Origin of the sequence: Bacteriovorax sp. BAL6_X (assembly GCF_000443995.1) — a bacterium.
In the GTDB taxonomy this organism is placed as follows: Bacteria; Bdellovibrionota; Bacteriovoracia; order Bacteriovoracales; family Bacteriovoracaceae; genus Halobacteriovorax_A.
Genome location: NZ_AUMC01000003.1, coordinates 724,740 through 741,459, shown reverse-complemented (window position 1 = coordinate 741,459; position 16,720 = coordinate 724,740). Strand labels below are relative to the sequence as shown.

Annotated in this window: 19 protein-coding genes; 4 read left to right on the top strand and 15 right to left on the bottom strand. The window is 35.2% G+C overall.

Annotation, left to right across the window (positions count from 1 at the left end; genetic code table 11):
- Positions 1-77: 77 nt before the first annotated feature.
- The 5 genes from M902_RS03695 to M902_RS03675 all read right to left on the bottom strand — a co-directional run bounded on the left by M902_RS03695 (position 78) and on the right by M902_RS03675 (position 4,757).
- Positions 78-998, bottom strand: a complete 921-nt coding sequence (locus tag M902_RS03695; RefSeq protein WP_021266255.1) for a glutaminase — start codon at positions 996-998, stop codon at positions 78-80.
- 129 nt (positions 999-1,127) lie between these two features.
- Positions 1,128-2,087 (bottom strand): calcium/sodium antiporter, encoded by a 960-nt coding sequence (locus tag M902_RS03690; protein ID WP_021266045.1) that lies wholly within the window; start codon positions 2,085-2,087, stop codon positions 1,128-1,130.
- Between the two features lie 11 nt (positions 2,088-2,098).
- Positions 2,099-3,229 (bottom strand): DUF1624 domain-containing protein, encoded by a 1,131-nt coding sequence (locus M902_RS03685; protein ID WP_021265956.1) that lies wholly within the window; start codon positions 3,227-3,229, stop codon positions 2,099-2,101.
- A gap of 162 nt (positions 3,230-3,391) precedes the next feature.
- The gene (locus tag M902_RS03680) at positions 3,392-3,847 is read right to left on the bottom strand and encodes a hypothetical protein (protein WP_021265864.1); all 456 of its coding nucleotides are present in this window, start codon (positions 3,845-3,847) and stop codon (positions 3,392-3,394) included.
- Between the two features lie 352 nt (positions 3,848-4,199).
- Complete coding sequence (locus M902_RS03675; RefSeq protein ID WP_021265892.1) at positions 4,200-4,757, bottom strand: hypothetical protein; 558 nt, start codon at positions 4,755-4,757, stop codon at positions 4,200-4,202.
- A gap of 359 nt (positions 4,758-5,116) precedes the next feature.
- Here M902_RS03675 and M902_RS03670 point away from each other — a divergent pair, with 359 nt between their 5' ends.
- Positions 5,117-6,082 (top strand): tRNA-dihydrouridine synthase family protein, encoded by a 966-nt coding sequence (locus M902_RS03670; protein WP_021265751.1) that lies wholly within the window; start codon positions 5,117-5,119, stop codon positions 6,080-6,082.
- A 9-nt stretch (positions 6,083-6,091) separates the two neighbouring features.
- Here M902_RS03670 and M902_RS03665 read toward each other — a convergent pair whose 3' ends face one another.
- Positions 6,092-6,601 (bottom strand): hypothetical protein, encoded by a 510-nt coding sequence (locus M902_RS03665; RefSeq protein WP_021266405.1) that lies wholly within the window; start codon positions 6,599-6,601, stop codon positions 6,092-6,094.
- A 225-nt stretch (positions 6,602-6,826) separates the two neighbouring features.
- Between M902_RS03665 and M902_RS03660 the strand changes: the two genes are divergently transcribed.
- Positions 6,827-7,783 carry a hypothetical protein gene (locus M902_RS03660; RefSeq protein ID WP_021266507.1) on the top strand — a complete coding sequence of 319 codons (957 nt, stop codon included), beginning with the start codon at positions 6,827-6,829 and terminating at the stop codon, positions 7,781-7,783.
- Between the two features lie 16 nt (positions 7,784-7,799).
- Here the strand turns inward: M902_RS03660 and M902_RS15705 are convergent, their stop codons facing one another.
- The 3 genes from M902_RS15705 to M902_RS03650 all read right to left on the bottom strand — a co-directional run bounded on the left by M902_RS15705 (position 7,800) and on the right by M902_RS03650 (position 10,099).
- Positions 7,800-8,765: a cupin domain-containing protein gene (locus M902_RS15705; protein ID WP_021266182.1), complete on the bottom strand. Its 966-nt coding sequence runs from the start codon at positions 8,763-8,765 to the stop codon at positions 7,800-7,802.
- Positions 8,766-8,984: 219 nt separating this feature from the next.
- Positions 8,985-9,140 carry a hypothetical protein gene (locus M902_RS16420; RefSeq protein ID WP_021265978.1) on the bottom strand — a complete coding sequence of 52 codons (156 nt, stop codon included), beginning with the start codon at positions 9,138-9,140 and terminating at the stop codon, positions 8,985-8,987.
- 209 nt (positions 9,141-9,349) lie between these two features.
- Positions 9,350-10,099 carry a hypothetical protein gene (locus M902_RS03650; RefSeq protein ID WP_040313842.1) on the bottom strand — a complete coding sequence of 250 codons (750 nt, stop codon included), beginning with the start codon at positions 10,097-10,099 and terminating at the stop codon, positions 9,350-9,352.
- A 634-nt stretch (positions 10,100-10,733) separates the two neighbouring features.
- Between M902_RS03650 and M902_RS03645 the strand changes: the two genes are divergently transcribed.
- Together M902_RS03645 and M902_RS03640 are read left to right on the top strand one after the other, a co-directional pair.
- Positions 10,734-11,027, top strand: a complete 294-nt coding sequence (locus M902_RS03645) for a type II toxin-antitoxin system RelE/ParE family toxin (RefSeq protein WP_021266192.1) — start codon at positions 10,734-10,736, stop codon at positions 11,025-11,027.
- 8 nt (positions 11,028-11,035) lie between these two features.
- Positions 11,036-11,329, top strand: a complete 294-nt coding sequence (locus M902_RS03640; protein WP_021266243.1) for a HigA family addiction module antitoxin — start codon at positions 11,036-11,038, stop codon at positions 11,327-11,329.
- 166 nt (positions 11,330-11,495) lie between these two features.
- Here M902_RS03640 and M902_RS03635 read toward each other — a convergent pair whose 3' ends face one another.
- From M902_RS03635 to M902_RS16305, 6 genes are all read right to left on the bottom strand, one after another.
- Positions 11,496-12,215, bottom strand: a complete 720-nt coding sequence (locus tag M902_RS03635) for a hypothetical protein (RefSeq protein WP_021265949.1) — start codon at positions 12,213-12,215, stop codon at positions 11,496-11,498.
- Positions 12,216-12,413: 198 nt separating this feature from the next.
- Positions 12,414-12,848: a hypothetical protein gene (locus tag M902_RS03630; RefSeq protein ID WP_021266094.1), complete on the bottom strand. Its 435-nt coding sequence runs from the start codon at positions 12,846-12,848 to the stop codon at positions 12,414-12,416.
- A gap of 331 nt (positions 12,849-13,179) precedes the next feature.
- Positions 13,180-13,728 (bottom strand): hypothetical protein, encoded by a 549-nt coding sequence (locus tag M902_RS03625; protein ID WP_021265771.1) that lies wholly within the window; start codon positions 13,726-13,728, stop codon positions 13,180-13,182.
- Between the two features lie 11 nt (positions 13,729-13,739).
- A complete protein-coding gene (locus M902_RS03620) occupies positions 13,740-15,470 on the bottom strand; it encodes a hypothetical protein (protein WP_021265965.1) in 1,731 nt (576 codons plus the stop codon).
- Positions 15,463-16,056: a hypothetical protein gene (locus M902_RS03615; protein WP_021265875.1), complete on the bottom strand. Its 594-nt coding sequence runs from the start codon at positions 16,054-16,056 to the stop codon at positions 15,463-15,465. The genes M902_RS03620 and M902_RS03615 overlap by 8 nt, the downstream gene beginning before the upstream one ends.
- A 114-nt stretch (positions 16,057-16,170) precedes the next feature.
- A complete protein-coding gene (locus M902_RS16305; protein ID WP_084710433.1) occupies positions 16,171-16,467 on the bottom strand; it encodes a YHYH domain-containing protein in 297 nt (98 codons plus the stop codon).
- Positions 16,468-16,720: the final 253 nt, after the last annotated feature.

Sequence of the window (16,720 nt, the reverse complement as noted above, 5' to 3'; positions counted from 1 at the left end):
CTAGCTTACCTAAAACCATCATGTACTTGGTCAATTTAATGAAAAAAGAATGCCACATCACATACTATTTTAATTTATTAGTAAATAGATTGCTCAGAATATGTTGTAAAAAGCTCTAGTGCTTGAATTCCCGCTAAAGAATTACCTGTATCATCTAAGCAAGGTGACCAAGTTGAAATCGACATTTCATTTGGAATAACACCAACGATTCCACCACCGACTCCTGACTTTGCCGGGATACCAACTCGGTAAGCAAAGTCTCCGACAGAGTTATAAAGTCCACATGTCATCATAATAGCATTCATTCTCTTATTTTGACTCTTCGTTAAAATCTTCTTTCCATTCCAAGGGTTTTGTCCATTCGAACTAAAAAGTCTAAAGGATCTTGCTAAGTCAACGCATGACATTTCGATAGAACAAATTGTTGTATATAGATCAATGACTTTTGAAACTTCATTATTAATATTTCCAAAGCTTTTCATGAAGTATGTCAGAGCGTAGTTTCGATTAGCACAATCAAGCTCAGAGGCCCTTACAGACTCATTAATGTAAATACTTTCGTTACCACTTAATTCGCGAACGAATCTTAAAACCTCATCCACAGGATCATCATAAAGATCAATAAGTGTATCCACAACAACGATAGCACCAGCATTGATGAATGGATTGCGAGGTATCCCTGCTTCATTTTCAAGAAGTACAAGTGAATCAAAACGATTTCCTGAAGGTTCAAGGCCTACACGCGACCATAATTTTGAATCGAGCTTCTGATATGCCAGAACTAATGAAAAGACTTTAGTGATTGATTGAATGGAAAATGATTTTTGGGCATTACCAATAATATACTCATGCCCATTATTGGTACAAATTGACATACCGAATTGGTTAGGGTCAACTTTACTTAGTTCAGGGATATAGTCAGCGACATTTCCCTTGCCAATAATTGGTAGGATTTCAGTATAAATCCTTTCTAATATTTGCGTATAATTCTCTTCCATGGGAACTAATATAGCTTTAAAGTCCTCATTTATTAATTCAATTTTTGATTTTAGTGAAACTCTTACCTACTACTTAACGATTTTTTTTAAAATATGGCCATATTCTTATCAAAGACCTTAATAAGCTTCTCAGTGCTTGAAAACCAAATAAGATGTGTAAGCAATATATGCAACCAAAAGAAGACTCCCTTCAACTCGACTGATCTTTCCATTGCTTTTAAAACCGTAACCGAATAAGAACAACAACATTGTTAGAAATGTCATGAAACCTATATCACGATAGAATACATTTTCTTCAATTGTTATAGGATCTATGAGACCGGAGGCCCCCATGACAGCCAGCGTATTAAACAGATTAGAACCTAAAATATTACCAAGGGCAATATCTGGCTCCCCTTTTCTTGCCGCAATAATAGAAGATGCTAGCTCAGGCAGAGATGTACCGACAGCAACAACACTTAGTCCAATGAGAATATCAGGAACCCCAAGGGCCGTTGAAATTCCGACCGCACCATAGACAAGAAGTCGTGAGCTAAGAATAAGAACAGCAAGACTACCAATAACGATGATACAAGATGCCAAAACTGAAGTTTTAGTTTCATTAATTCCAACTTGAATCTCTTTTGTGAGAGCATCCTTACTATTAACACCTTGCCTGATAGTCCATCCAACAATTATTATAAATAATAAAAGTAAAATAACGGCATCAGAGCGTGATAGGTTTAAATCAAATAAAATCCAAGCACTAACGATTGTAGCAAAAAATAAAATAGGCAGCTCTTTCTTTAGCACTTGTGTATGAAAAGTAATTGGAACATAGATAGATACCACACCAAGAATTAGCCCAATATTAGTAATATTCGAGCCGTAAGCATTTCCAAGAGCAATACCCGAGTTCCCTTGAATTGATGAAAGTACCGAAACGACCATTTCAGGTGCTGAAGTTCCAAAGCCTACAACAACCATTCCTATTAAAAGTGGAGACATGCCATAGTGGCCTGCAATTGTGGATGCCCCATCCACAAACTTGTCAGCACTTAAAACCATTAAAGCAAGTCCTACTATAATAGCAATGCCAAAAAGTAACATTTATTACCTCATTAAAAATACTTCAGTATTTTTGAATTACTCTTCTGTTTATATTTTGCAAAGGCCCTTGTAGGAAAATACAATGCGATATTTAGTAAAACTCCTACTAACCAGACAAAAGACACAGAATTAAAGCCAATATAATCACCATGATTTGGCTCCATAAATAAGCTCGCTACTGTATATGAAAGAAGTAAAACATAGAGGTGAACGATATAAAAGAACATAGGAGCAGCACCAAAAACTGACAAAACCTTTGCCTTATTTTCGCCTAACTTCTCTAATGCTTTAAGTGCAAAAAACATTGTCCCTAAAGTAATTAACAAAAACGCGAGACTTGGCGGATACTTTGTAACATTGATAAAAGAAAGAAATGTCTTGAGATAGCTAGAATGAGTCACCCAAGGCTTTTCTCCATATATATTTAAAAGACGAAGGCAAATAAATATCATCCATGCGCTTGAACCAAGATATGTAAGAAGCTTCCATCTTCTTTGAGGAGAAAACTCCTTAGCAAAAATAGGACCTAAGCAGTAACCTAAAGTAATAACACCAATCCAAGGAAGTATTGGATAACTTGCCTTAATATTTAAAATATCTGTTTCTAAGATTAGACCTCTGTCATGTAAGATAGACCAGAGTGTATAACCAAACTCTCCTTTATCAAAATGAATAGGATCTAGTAAATTGTGACCAAATATAATGATTGGCGCTAATACTAAAAGAGCTTTTTTAGGTAAATGAATAAGGCCAGATAATAAGATCATACTAAGTCCAATCGCCCAAATTACTTGTAGCCATATTGTCTCAAAGCTACCTACCCAAGAAAAGTTAATTAATGTTAACTCAAGAAATATTAGAAACAAACCTCGCTTTAGAAGAAATTCAGAGACATCCCTTTTTGTATTCCCTTCTTTTTGCCCATACAACCAAGCAGATAGGCCTGTTAAACAAACAAATACAGGTGCACAGAAATGTGCCATGAAACGTGTCAAAAAAAGCAGCGTAGATGTTTCAGATAAATCCATCGGGTCTAAGACCTGTTCATGCATAAAGAAGCGCTCTCTTACATGATCAAAAAGCATGATCATCATAACGATTCCTCTTAACGCATCAATTGAGTAAATTCTTTTTGTTTTCATAAAATCTCACAAAATATTAACAATTGAATAATACAGAAGAATTACAAAAAGTATATGGTGAGCGCGTGTCCTATAAGTGCTCAAGGATTATTCCATGATAGAAAATGATGAATAAAAAATTAGCGTTTTAACCGCGATGAAGTAAAAATGTTTTATATTTAATTATCTTTCAAAGTAAATGCAGTATCTTAAATTCCCAGTGAAGTTTCGATACTTAGAAACGAGATACTCATCAGCTCCTCTATAAACAGTTTTCTTTCCGTCGTTGTGAGAGATACTAAGATCTGAATCAAGATTAAGTTCATTAAACGAATCCTCATACTTGTCTAGAAGTTCAAACCTTGTCATGGAATCAAGGTAGTTTTCATAATTAGAAACTACTGTTAAGAGCTCATATGATTTACTTTTTCTTACATAGAGAATACTACCTAATTTTTCATTAACAGAATCTGGCTGATAACAACGGCCATTCCAGACTCTACCTTGAATCTCATTAAGCATTTGTGGACTGCTAAGGGAGCTTCCCTCTTTGAACATTTTGCGAACCTTATTGAAGTCCATTGCCGCACTTACATTTAAAGTTGTCGCTAGAGCAATTAAGAAGAATGCCTTATTCATATGTAAATCCTTAAAATTTGTATTTTATGTTACTTAACATATTATTTCGTATCGTCTCTTTTTTTATTGCCCCTTTGCAGATTTTTCATGCTTGAGGCACTCCAAATGCATCTCTTCCCTAAGCTCAGTGATTGTTTGATGGATATCGTCTAAGCGTGATTCAAAAGTTGTTGACGTAACTTTTACTGGAAAGAAGGATCATAGTTTTCAAGTTGGATGGGATGGATCTGAAGTTCGTTTTTTTGATTTGTAATTGAAAAGAAACTATGTGCTTTAAATTTGCGTTATGCAAAGATAAAGCACATAAAATATATTAAGTCTTTATATAAAACATTCAAAATTAGAGGCTATTCTAGTCGGCCTCAAAAGCAACTGGCTTAATTACAACTTTTTCAAATCTTGGAACTACTACAGTGTCTAGTAATAGATCTCTAAGTTCATCATTAGTAAAAGCTTCCGCATCACTTCTTACTTCATGAAAGCCTGCTACAGAGTTCTCTTTTCTATTTCTAAAACAGTTAAGATAAGTCTTACCAGATTTGCTCAGGTCTATTTTCACACTATATTCTAGGATATTAAATGAGATTACCATTGTTGAAGTCATTGTATCTTTAAAAACTTCATTGAGTTTCTGTGAAACTTTATGAATATTAAGCTTACTTCCAGCGCTTATGACTCTATCTGTATTATTATTTTTTGTATAATGTAGTCTACAAAATGTTGAGTTATCTCCAGCGATGACCTTTGAACTTGTTCCCGCTTTTAACGTAATATTGCGTTCAAATGTAAATGCCTTTCCAGTTGGTACTACGTTTTTAAGAGGCTTATATGACGTTCTAGCGACGTCATTTGTCCCAGCAAATGCTGAAGTTGACATTAGTAACATAGTAGTTAATAGCATTTTTTTCATGAGATACTCCTTTAGATACCTTGTTTTTCTTATTTCATAAATTCATTTTTCTAAATAAAAAGTACCATGATCTCTGAGTGCATATAGGACGAAGTTGAAATACATGTACTATTTATCTGTAAAAAACTTAGTCATGAGCTTTTAATTTCAAATACTTAAATTAAATGAAAGAGTTAAGAGTGTTTTGCAAAGATAAATCACATGGAAGCTTATTTAAGGGAGCTTTTTTGAAATAATCAATAGATTTAGAAACTACACGTTTTAGGAAAACAATTATTTGCGATGAGATAGATTTATATGTTACACGGCCCCTTGTTTCTCCTATGCCAAAGGAGCTATTTTGGTGTAAAAAGTGATCTATGAGTTTTACTGATCACCTGGTCCTCGCCCCCATTCGCGGCGTAACCAACTATGTTTATCGCAATGCCTTGGAGCAGACTTTTTCTGGCGCTGATAGTGCCATCGCTCCCTATATTGTGACGAAAGAATCAAATGAGCTCAACCAACGTCAGCTTCAAGATGTTATACCAGAGAAGAACCTTATTCCTACAACGGCCCAAATTCTCACAAAGGAAATAGATCAATTCTTGTATGTGGCCAATATCTATAAAGACTTTGGTGTTAAAAAAGTGAATTTAAATATGGGCTGCCCGTATCCAATGGTGGCCAATCGAACGAAAGGCTCAGGGCTTCTTCTTCATCCCCAAAAAGTAGAAAAGCTTTTAACGGGTATAAAAGAAAAATGTCCCATCGAATTTACGGTTAAGATTCGCCTTGGGCGTGAGGATGTCTCGGAAATTAAAGAGATCATTCCCATGATTAATAAATTAGAAATTAATGATTTCACTATCCATGCTCGCTATGGAAAACAGATTTATGTTGGTGGCGTGGATCTCGATGCCTTTGAAGAGTGTTTGCCTCTTTTAAATACACCTCCTTGCTATAACGGAGATATTAATACGGTAGAAGACTTCAAGGCCTATAAGGCAAGGTTCCCACAGATTAACCGCTGGATGGTTGGACGTGCGGGCCTTTCAAACCCGGCCCTTATGGCGCAGATCAAAGGCTCTAAATTTAATGAACAAACCTATCTGGCAAAATTCATTGAAATGCATAGGCTTATGACAGAAGAATATCTTTCGATGGATAATGCTAAATCAGACTACCTACAAAAGATGCGTGGCCATTGGCTGTATTTTAAAGATATCTTTGAAAACGAACATAAGGTTTATAAGAAAGTAAAGAAAGCAAAATCCATCGATCACTACAATGACGTCGTTGAATGGATTCTTGAGCAGGATCTTAATCCGGCTTTTTTAGATTAGAGTTTTATTTTAGAATAAGCAGCCAATAGAGATTGTACCTGTAACACCACCTCTCTCAGAATCTTTAATATTAAAAGCATAGCCTACACTATACTCAAAGGTCATTTGATCAAAGAAAACAAATTGATAGCCTGAAGTTACATCAATAGACTCTTTCTTCTCAATCTCAGTTACATCATAGAATGTACCTGTAACGAAATCGAAATCTTTTGAATAATCAACATCCCTTCCCCATCGATAACCTACTTCTGAAAACCATGAATCATGTGATGCTTTATCGGCCCAATAATATCGATAGCCGGCCAAGTAATCAGACTGACTTGAGTCCGAAGCTTGATTAGTTCGAAATATAAAACTGTGCTTATCTTTAAATACTCTCAATGCATCAACTGAATAGAGATAACCCTCCCCTGTTGAAAAACCAAAATTTCCTATCGTTAAGCGGTTTAGAAAATCGTCACCTGAAGCGAGGGCAGAGAAAGAAAACAAGAAAGAAAGAAGTAAAATTATTCGATACACAGATATCCTATTCACTTTATAAAAGTACGATGTTTACTCTAAGTATATGAAGTATCGGAGCTATTGAACGAGTTCTAAACAATATTTTTTATATAATATTTAGCTTAAGAATAAGTGGCTTAGTTACTGAAATTATGGCACTGATCTCGAAATACAATATAACCTATTGAAATATTTATAGATTATCTTTTCAAAAAGGTTCGCTACATATATTAAATAAAATCTATGAAGACATTTTATATCGCTATCACATGCTTATTTATTTTATCTTGCTCCAAGACTACGCCTGAAAAAGTGGATCTCGTAAAACTAGATAAAGAAACATTAAAAGAACTCACTGAACAAGTTGATGAGTACACGAAATGGTATTCTAAATATGCAAAGAATATGCTGGCAAGGTTTGATCACCTTAATAATGTTGTGACTTATTGGAATGCCAACATACGAGATATTAGCGAGGCAAAATACATCCCAAGTTTTCGCTATCATAAGTTCGAACATCCTATCGTCTATCTTAGAGACTTAAATGTCGTTAAAACTAAAATTCTAATGGCCAAGCATAAAGTGGCCTGGTTTCATGCAATAAACGATATCTCAACACCAGAAAAAGTGTTCGATAAAGAAGTCGATGAAGAACTTGATGCTCTTTACAAAGAAGTTGTCGAAAAATCAGCATTCTTAGACAGAGACCCCTCACTGGTAGATCTTGCTAATAGAAAACTTAATGAAATCTTGGCCGAAGAAGAGTCAATGTTTGAATGGATGATAAATAATAAGGACTATGTCGAGGGTCTAGAAGAGTCCCAAAAAGTTGAACATTGGCGTTTTACTCCAACTTTTAATCGATTCTCCACACGCTTAGAAGAAGAAAAAATTGAAATAAACGATCTACTTAAAAATGAAGACTACTACAGTGTAAAAAGAGCACAAGAAAAGATAGATTCGCTAGAGGTATCATATCTCTTTAATGAAACACTTCTAGCCTACGAAGTCACAACAGAAGCAAGAAGAACACAACACTTTCAACTGAGAAATGATTTATATGCCTTTACAAAAGCAAGTCGCTTGCAACTAATGGCCAACTTAGAAAAGCTCGATAATAGAGATAATAAGTACTACTATGAACTCTTAGATGAGATCAAAAGATGGCTAAAGCTTCTGGAAGATACTGAGCATTTATAATAGGCATTGGCACCGTCTAAGCTTTTAGAGAAATATCCATCTCTTCCCAGAGCCATCCTTCTTCACGTACCTGCTCATTACGGTGAGGGTGCTCGGGATAATAAATTTGATCCCCCTTTGCATCACATTCCCCGACACAAAGATAGTAAATATAATCATCCGATTTGTTTATTAGTGTATGAGCAACACCTGAGCCAGCTTTAAAGTCTATTCCAGTAAAAGGCCTGGCCTCATACTCTTCACCATTAAGACTAACAAAAGGGGCCCCTTCTAGAACAAAGACAAACTCTTCTTCTTTAGAATGAGCGTGTGGCCAAGAACTTCTTCTTCCAACAGGAATGCGAACTAAGTTTATCGCAATATCCTTCATGCCAAAATGACGACTCATATAGACAGCATTAATAAACTCTTCTGAATCTCCGGGATAAGTAAAGCTATCTTCAGTAAATTTATCAAAAGCATTTAAAACTACTATCTCATTATCTATGAGTGAAGAATCAAACTCCCCCGGCCAACCATCATGTCCACCAAGAACTTGTGTTGGCATATCCTTCCACCACCTATCACCACATTCTTTTTCAAGACTTTGATCTAGATGAAAATGATATTGATTATCTGGCTTTGTTCGATCACCAGAGACAAATAATTCACAAGAGTACTCATAATTATTGATAAAGCAGTGACCAACACCAGTTCCAGCAGGAAAGCCAATGCAATCACCTTTTGTCATTTTCTTAACCTTGCCATTTAACCAAAGATCAATTTCTCCAGAGATGACATAGACAAACTCTTCTTCTAAACTCTCTGCATGTGGTTCAGATGTTCTATACCCAGGAGGAATTTGAAAATAATGGGCCGCAACCTTCTTTAGGCCACAGTGTTTGGAAAAGTTTGCATTACTTCCACCAATCTTTAACTCTTCATTGTAGAATTCAGTTTGAATTTCAGCTGTTTTGATAAAGTGCTCATTATATATTTTCAATATTTCTCCAGTCAAAGACTACTAACCCAACGGTAGAGATACTTCCTTTTACAAAGACATGAGGGTTCTTCCCGCAGGCCACTTTGGAAGTGAGCGCAGAATTGTGTTGCAGATTTCAGGGTTTCCGTTTTCTAAGAATTTGATATCCATGGATAAATTATAACTCAAATCCTATAATTGTCACATTTCAGTCTAGACACAAATTTCTAGAATGCTATTTTAAAGTTTATCAGCTATCAACTTAGCTGTTTTGTTTAACTTGTCTCTTGATGACTCATCAGGATCAGTGCCAGAAAAGCCCATTCGATGACCGTCATCTTCAAATCTTGCATCAGCCTCACCTTTTAAGATTTTACAAAATATACAGTTATTCATTACAACTCCAAAAGATTAACTTTGGTTTAATCTACCTTTTGATTGACCTTGCGTAAAGAAAAGGCACCTGGATACTATTCTACTTTACTAATTCTCTTAAGCACTAGAAACCACCCATATTAATCATATTGTGAGTTTTAGCTCCATACGCCTTTTCATTGATTTAGCATTAAGAAAAAGAACTTATTCTTTATAATCAAGTTCATCACTCAACCCTCAAAGTACTCACTCAAGCTAACATCCAGAACAACCACATCATCACCATCATCAAACTCAAAATTCTTATTACTATCTTTCTTTACTTGTATGTATATCTTCTTAAATTCGTAATCGACACGGTAGCTAACGACATCTGTTCCCTCAGGAGATAATGCCACCTTACTCTTCCCATCAAAATCAGATATATAAAGTCGATATCCATCTTTTGAACTTAAAACTTCGTCAGAATTGTAATCAGAATCAATTTTTGAGAAGAATATTCGATCTAGTTTATTTTTAGAGGGCTTACCATTTTGATCTTTATTTCTTGGTACAGCAAAACCACCAATAACTTCTCTTTCATCAAATAAGTCTTTAGACTTTGAAGTCTTACGATTAATTATTTTTAAATTTGAAATGGAACAACGATAACATCCCCATAAGTTGGAACTTAAAAAAGAGGTGTATTTTTCATTACTAGCAGATGACTTGAAGCTCTTGTACGAACTTCTATTCTTATCAAAGTTAACAACATATGAAACAAGAAACTTATCATTAGAAGCTGTTACAGGAATAGAGACATACTCACCAAGCTTATCTTCACTCTCGCCCTTATTTAGATCTACTTCTTCTGCTGAATTGCCTCTTAAGGCTGAAAGACTTGAATAAGTCATAACGCTTAAAAAAATAATAAATACGACATAAACAATAAATTGCAATACGTGATTAATTTTTATGAGTTTATTCATAAGACCTGACATAGTTGATTATTATAATCACACATCGCCACCTAACCCCAGAAATTTAAGCCTTAACAAGCTCCAAAACATCAACGATATAAGTATATACAACTGCATCCATACACCCCCAATAACAAAATGAACACCTTACAACCTCAACCTAAACCGCACCTAAAGATAAAAAAATCGAAAAAAATTCAAAATATTTTCAAAAAAGATTTGTGCGAATTCGTAATTGCGAACTTCAATGCGTCCAGGTAAAATGGCACGCAATTACAGGCGGAGATGGTCTCCGCCCATGCATCGCAGACGTACAACGACTTTGACTTGAAGTCTTTTCCCGTCGCGATTGCACAACAGTAAAGCGACCGTCAAAATGCTCTCGCATTTTGGACCTGAGCTTTACTCAGGACGTGTCGCATGCCAGTACTAGCCGATCTATCTTTAGCCTCTTTCAAAAACGAACAAAATCAATAAGTTTCGCTCCTAATGGGCTTTCCCGCGCTTTCGTCATTTCATTTATTCTCATTTCATTTCACGATTTTTCACATCTGCTCACTAAAAATATCGTGAGAGATCGTATAAGCGACAGCAACACATATACCATTGACAGGTATACCAATATATGGTATATTTTTTTAACAAAAGGGATTTTGTGCAAATAGTAAGTTACGGAAATAAGGAAACGGAAAACTTCGACCTTGATGGTAAAGTGAAGAAAGGATGTAAGTGGGCCAATGTTGAAAAGATAGCAAGACGTAAGTTAGATATACTCATTTATGGCCACACAGTAGAAGATTTCAAGATTCCTCCAAATAATAAATTTAAATGGCTTAAGGGTGATCTCACAGGCTTTGCTTCTATAAGAATCAATGACCAATGGAGAATTATCTTTAAGGTCAATAGTAATAATCAATTAGAAGAAGTTGAAATAACTGATTACCACTGAGGTGATTTATGAAAAAGAGAACAAGAACACGTAAACCAACATCTGTTGGAGAAATCCTAAGTGAAGAGTTTTTAATTCCACTCGAATTAACCCAAAAAGCATTTGCTGAACACTTAGGCTTAGACGTTAAGACTATTAATAGACTTGTTAACGGTAAAACTTCCGTAACTCCTCCCCTTGCCCTAAAAATGGCTTCGGCCCTTGGAACTACTCCTGAGTTTTGGATGAATCTACAAGTGGCCAATGATCTATGGGAACTGAAAAACATGAAAATAAATCTTCCAAAGCAGATCTCAGCTTAAATCAATGTCTCGAACTTTGGTTCCAGCCAGGTACCTTTTCGTTGACCTTGCGTAAAGAAAAAGCACCTGGAACATTAATTCACAATTATTCATTACGACTCCAAAAGATTAACTTAGTTTCTTAATGCTAATTCGTTAGCTCTGCTCGAGGACCAGATTCTTAAAATCAAGCATCTAACCAGTCGGTATTTACAGTAGAGTTTTTCATTCGTCCTGTAGTTTTTTTCAAGAACTGAGCTATCTCTAAATTCATTGGTATATGTCTCCACAGCATATCGAGTCTTTCTTCGTCAGTTAATTTAATAAGTAAATTATTCTCGTTACGGCCATATTCGGTATACCCTCTAGGAATGCCATGCTCTTCCTCCACATCTTCAATTGTTAAATTATGAAATGCTAATCCTTTAAGAGAGTAATATTGTTCAGGGTCAATATAAACACCATAATCAACGTATGAGTTATGGATAACTTCTAGTAATGTTTTAAAATATGAGCAGCAGGCATCGATAGTCTTGACCCTTATTCTATTCTTTCCAGAGTTTGTAATTGGAAGGTCAATATACGTCACGCTTTTCCCATCAATAAACTGACCAGAGTTAAGATGTGGTATACCAACTTTTTCAACTTCATTCCTTGCTAAGACAAATGATCGAGAGAATTCATTTTCTGATAAAAGCTCCATCTGAATTTGAAACCACTCTTCTAATTTAGGAAGTCCATTAAGCGAAGACTTGAGTACAAATGTTAACCCTCTAGACATCGTTATAAAAGAATTTAAATAACATCTCATTTGAAAGATATTTAGTTTTTGCTCAACTTCAATTAAACGATTCAATAAGTAATCACATTCGAGAATTCTATTTTCGACAAGACCAAAACTCTTCATATCTGACTCCTACAAAACAACTATTACTATTATTATTAAATCTTGTTATATAAAGAATCATCCTAGGTGCCTTTTTCACTACGCATGGTCGCCCAAAGCACCTAGAGCACTATTTTAACATTGATTCGAGCTTTTTTACTTCACTCTTTTTCATTCAGTATAATAATTTTCAAATTCCTCTTACTTCAGAAGAGTCACCTAAACCTCTATCAATTCGACCTCTTCAGAAATAACAATTACCTCTCTTTCCAACTTCACCGTTCTTTTAAAAGCATCATTAGGCAGACTGCTAACCAAACTCTCATCCTTTGACAATAAGTCAACATCAATAAAAACATGATTGCTCCCCTGAACACTTGCTTTAGGTACAACTTTATAAATCACTGGTTCCGTTGAATATCCTAATCCCGCGGCAATCTTTTTTAATTCATCATCATTGCTTGCCTTCGTGCATGATAAGTACTTGGTCTTTCTCGTGTCACGATCTCCTTGAACACGATAAAGGTCACGATAAGATCCAGAAGACATTACTCTTGATCTGTTCGATGTTACCCATTGCTCAATAGTTGTATCAGATAGATCTTCAGAATAGTCGTTATTACCGACAATTTTCTCTAATATAATTTTTAACACATTATCTCCTATCTACTACTTTCTCTGCCCTAAGAACCTGAAACCATCAGGATTCTGAATTTTTACAGTATAAACCTTATCTTGTGCAAAGGTGTAAAAACAAGGTCTTCATACGCAAGGACAACCTGAAAAGTTACTCTATGAACCCAAACTTGAGTTTCTGGTGCTTTTCGTTGATTCTGCATCAGTAAAAAACAACAACGAAAAATATAAATCAAATCTACCCAACTAACTCCGCAACAATAACAACAACATCATTCCCATCATCAAATTCAAAATTCTTGTTAGTAAAGAAAAAGCACCTGGAACCTTACTTCATATTTATGTTCAATTATTTTTTTACTTTAACTTGGGTGCTTTTCAAAAGAAATCTTTTAACCCACGTTTTCTCACTCTTGTTCATATTAGAATAATCAAGCTTATCTATAGATATCTTATTTAGGTTATTAGAAATAATTGCCTCATAACATGCAGGCTTTTTAGTGTCATCTAGAGAGTCACATTTTAATATTTCGACTAGGCTCACTTCTAATGTAGCTGTCGTAACACTTTTTTCAGAAATATCATATGCTCCCTTAGCAAGGAATACAAAACCAAGAAGAACTAAGAAGAATGAGCCAAGTGCTGGAAGTTTAATGTTTTTGACGTTTATATCGTAGTCATCCTTTGTTGCTTGCCCAATAATTCCAGATATTGTTAAGAAACATGTTAATAATGCAACAAAGAAAAGTATGATTGCTAAAATATATAAAAATGAAGAACCTGCTCCTTCTCCTCTAAGTTGCATCAAGGCTGTAGCTGCAGCTAATCCTGCTGTCGCAATTGTAATCATACTACTCATACCATTTGAATAGATATCAATGTCTTTCTTATCCTTCATAATATACCTCATCACCAAAAGGGAGGGCATGGCTGATCTGTAATTTTGCCCCACACTTTCTCTTTAAATTCTCTACTATCTCTCATTGTTAATTTAGTAACTCCATTACTATTACTGGGCACTATTTCCTCAATTACTCTAGAAACCAATGTTTTCATTTCTGATTCATTCATTTGACCGGTAGCTAGTGCAACCTGAATTCTCAATCTTAGAAAATCGAACATATTTTCAGCTTGTTTATAAAATGCATCCGTAAGTTCTACATTTGCTCTGTTTAAAGCAGAGTTCATAAGTTCATCCACTCCTATATTCTGCATACGCTCTTCCATTTGACTTGCAATATTATCATCTAGTAGAAAAAGCAAATAACTAGCTTCTTGATTGATATAGTTAAACACATCATCTTTAAATCTCTCATGCATTAAAATAATTTCATCAACCGAACCTACTCCTAATACATATCCACACTCAAGCACTTGAGGATAGTCGCTAATTATTTCAGCTCTACTCATCCCTTCAAACTTCTTAACAAATCTAATTAAGCCTAAAATTGCAGTCGAAGCCTCATAAACGAATTTGAAGTCCTTTGCGCTGCCATCAACTATTACTTTAAAAGGATTCGTTGCATAAATTACATCATCATCACCTTTGCCATTTTTCCACATAGACAATCGTCTTAACACACAAGGAAAGCAGTAACCACAGTGATACTCATCTGCTGTTGGTGCCATTAAATAATCTTTGCTTCTCTGCTTTTTTACAGTTTGTTGAATAGTACCTGAATGAGCACAAGAAACAGTCCAATCTATTGCGTCATCAATATTCAGACTGTAACCAAGTTCCAAAACCTCTGCCTTCGTGTACAGTGCTAACTTATTTTTAATATTAATAGTCGTATCTAACCATGTACTAACAACTTCACCAAATAATTTTAAAAATAAAGGATATGCGGTTCTAGTAGAGAATGATGAGGAACGTGCTACATCGAGGGGCAAGTGAACTGCCATAATGCCATTCTCATTTATGTATATATCTTCAAGATTATTTAATTTTGCAATTACACTTGCTATACTCAAAAAATGAAATGAACGAAGTCTTTGACTACTTTCTTTCTCGTAAGGTGTGTCACCAGGATTTACAGCTGTTTGAGAAAAGAAGTTAAATGATCCATTCTCAACGACTCCAAGATGCCCTTGAATCTGGGATAAATTTGCACGATCGTTTGTGTTTATACGGACAAAAATAAGATTCTTATCTTCATCAAGTAATTTTGCAGCTCCTACAAGACTATCTTGGCCACCAGAGAGTAGACAAATATCAGTAGCATTCCTTATTTTTCTTGAGAATTTGTTAGGACGGAATGAAGTAAATTCTTGATCAACATAATCACTAATTACAAAGTTTATGTTATCCGCACCAAGAACGCTAAGTGCCCACTCAAGTTTATCTTTTATTTGTCTGAACGCAGCCGCATTTCTGAGACCTATGTGTAAGTTTATTCTCCTAACCCACCTTTCTCGCATCTCTCTTGGACACAATTTATCTAAGTTGAAAATCGCAATAGAAACATCCACGAGATCCCGAACCTCATCTGTAGCATTTCCATCCTGAGAAGTTAGCTTTACTGATCGACAAATATCATTCCAATATCTGCCATCTTTAGCATAAGGGAGATAAATATTATTATTGCTAATCTGTAGCTCTAATTTTGACCTGTCTACATAAACATTATATTCACTCATCCGTGACCTCTCCAGACTGCGTAAATATGCTTTTTAATTTTTCAGTAATAGTTCCAGTCTGTGATTGGTTAAGTTTACTCTCAAAATATTGTTCAGAACTAGATAGTACGCGATCTAAAGAGCCTAAATTTGTCAATCCCTTCGTGCCAATATTCATAGGAAGGTCTCGAGAGGCAATGTAGTCTATTATCCTTTTGGCGTAATTTGATGCAAATTTCTTCATAACATCTGCATTGTTTGACATTAAGGCTGTAGATGCTGCTGATAAAGCGATTTCGGCAAAAAAAGAGTTACAGTTATTTATGGCTAATTCCTTTCGTGATGCCAGCATCATATTAAGTACTTTTTCTTCACTTGAAGTATTAGCTGAGATTTGTCTTTCTAGAGATGTGATTACACTTTCAACACCTCTGTCGACAATAACCTCAGAAGCACTAGCGTCGTACTGAGATTCATAAGCAACAACAAGTTTTGAAGTTATATTTTCTATATTTGTAAAATTCCTAATTGAATCTTTAACGTCATTCCACTCATTCCCACCTTCTGAACTAGCTGTAGGAGATGGTTGCGAAACAGATGTTCCCATAATTAATCCTCTATAAAATAATCCATATCAATCTTCTTTAGCTCATATTTAGATTCAAACCTTGGTTCAGGTGCTTTTTCGTTGACCACACATAAAAAACACGCACCAATTTTACTACCCATCACAAGCACATCCCTTCGGCTGATAACATTGATACGAGCGAGAAATACAAGTATCCCCACACGCCTTACCTTTACGACATACTTTGCAACAGGCACTATTCACTTTATTAAAATTAGAATTCTTGTATGACTTCTTATACTGACTAGAACTAGACGTTCCTGAGTTATGACAATGATACTGGCCAGTCTTTCTATTGTTATGACAGCCTGAGGAGTTTGTTCTTCCAGAGTGTGCTAAGACATCAATTGAAAAAATAAGAATAATGAATACGATATAATTTCGAAACAAACTAAACTCCGAGAAAAATAATATAATCCCCCATCGCCATTCACCACCCAAAACTTAACCCTCTCACATCACCAAAACTCCAACAATTCCAGCCACATACATACCATCTCAAACCGCCCCAACAACAAAATGAACACCTTACGACCTCAACCTAAACCGCACCTAAAGATAAAAAAGTCGAAATAAATTTTCGAAAATGTTAAGCTACTCTTCACACAAAAAAAGGAATAAAATATGCCGGAGCTCCCGGAGT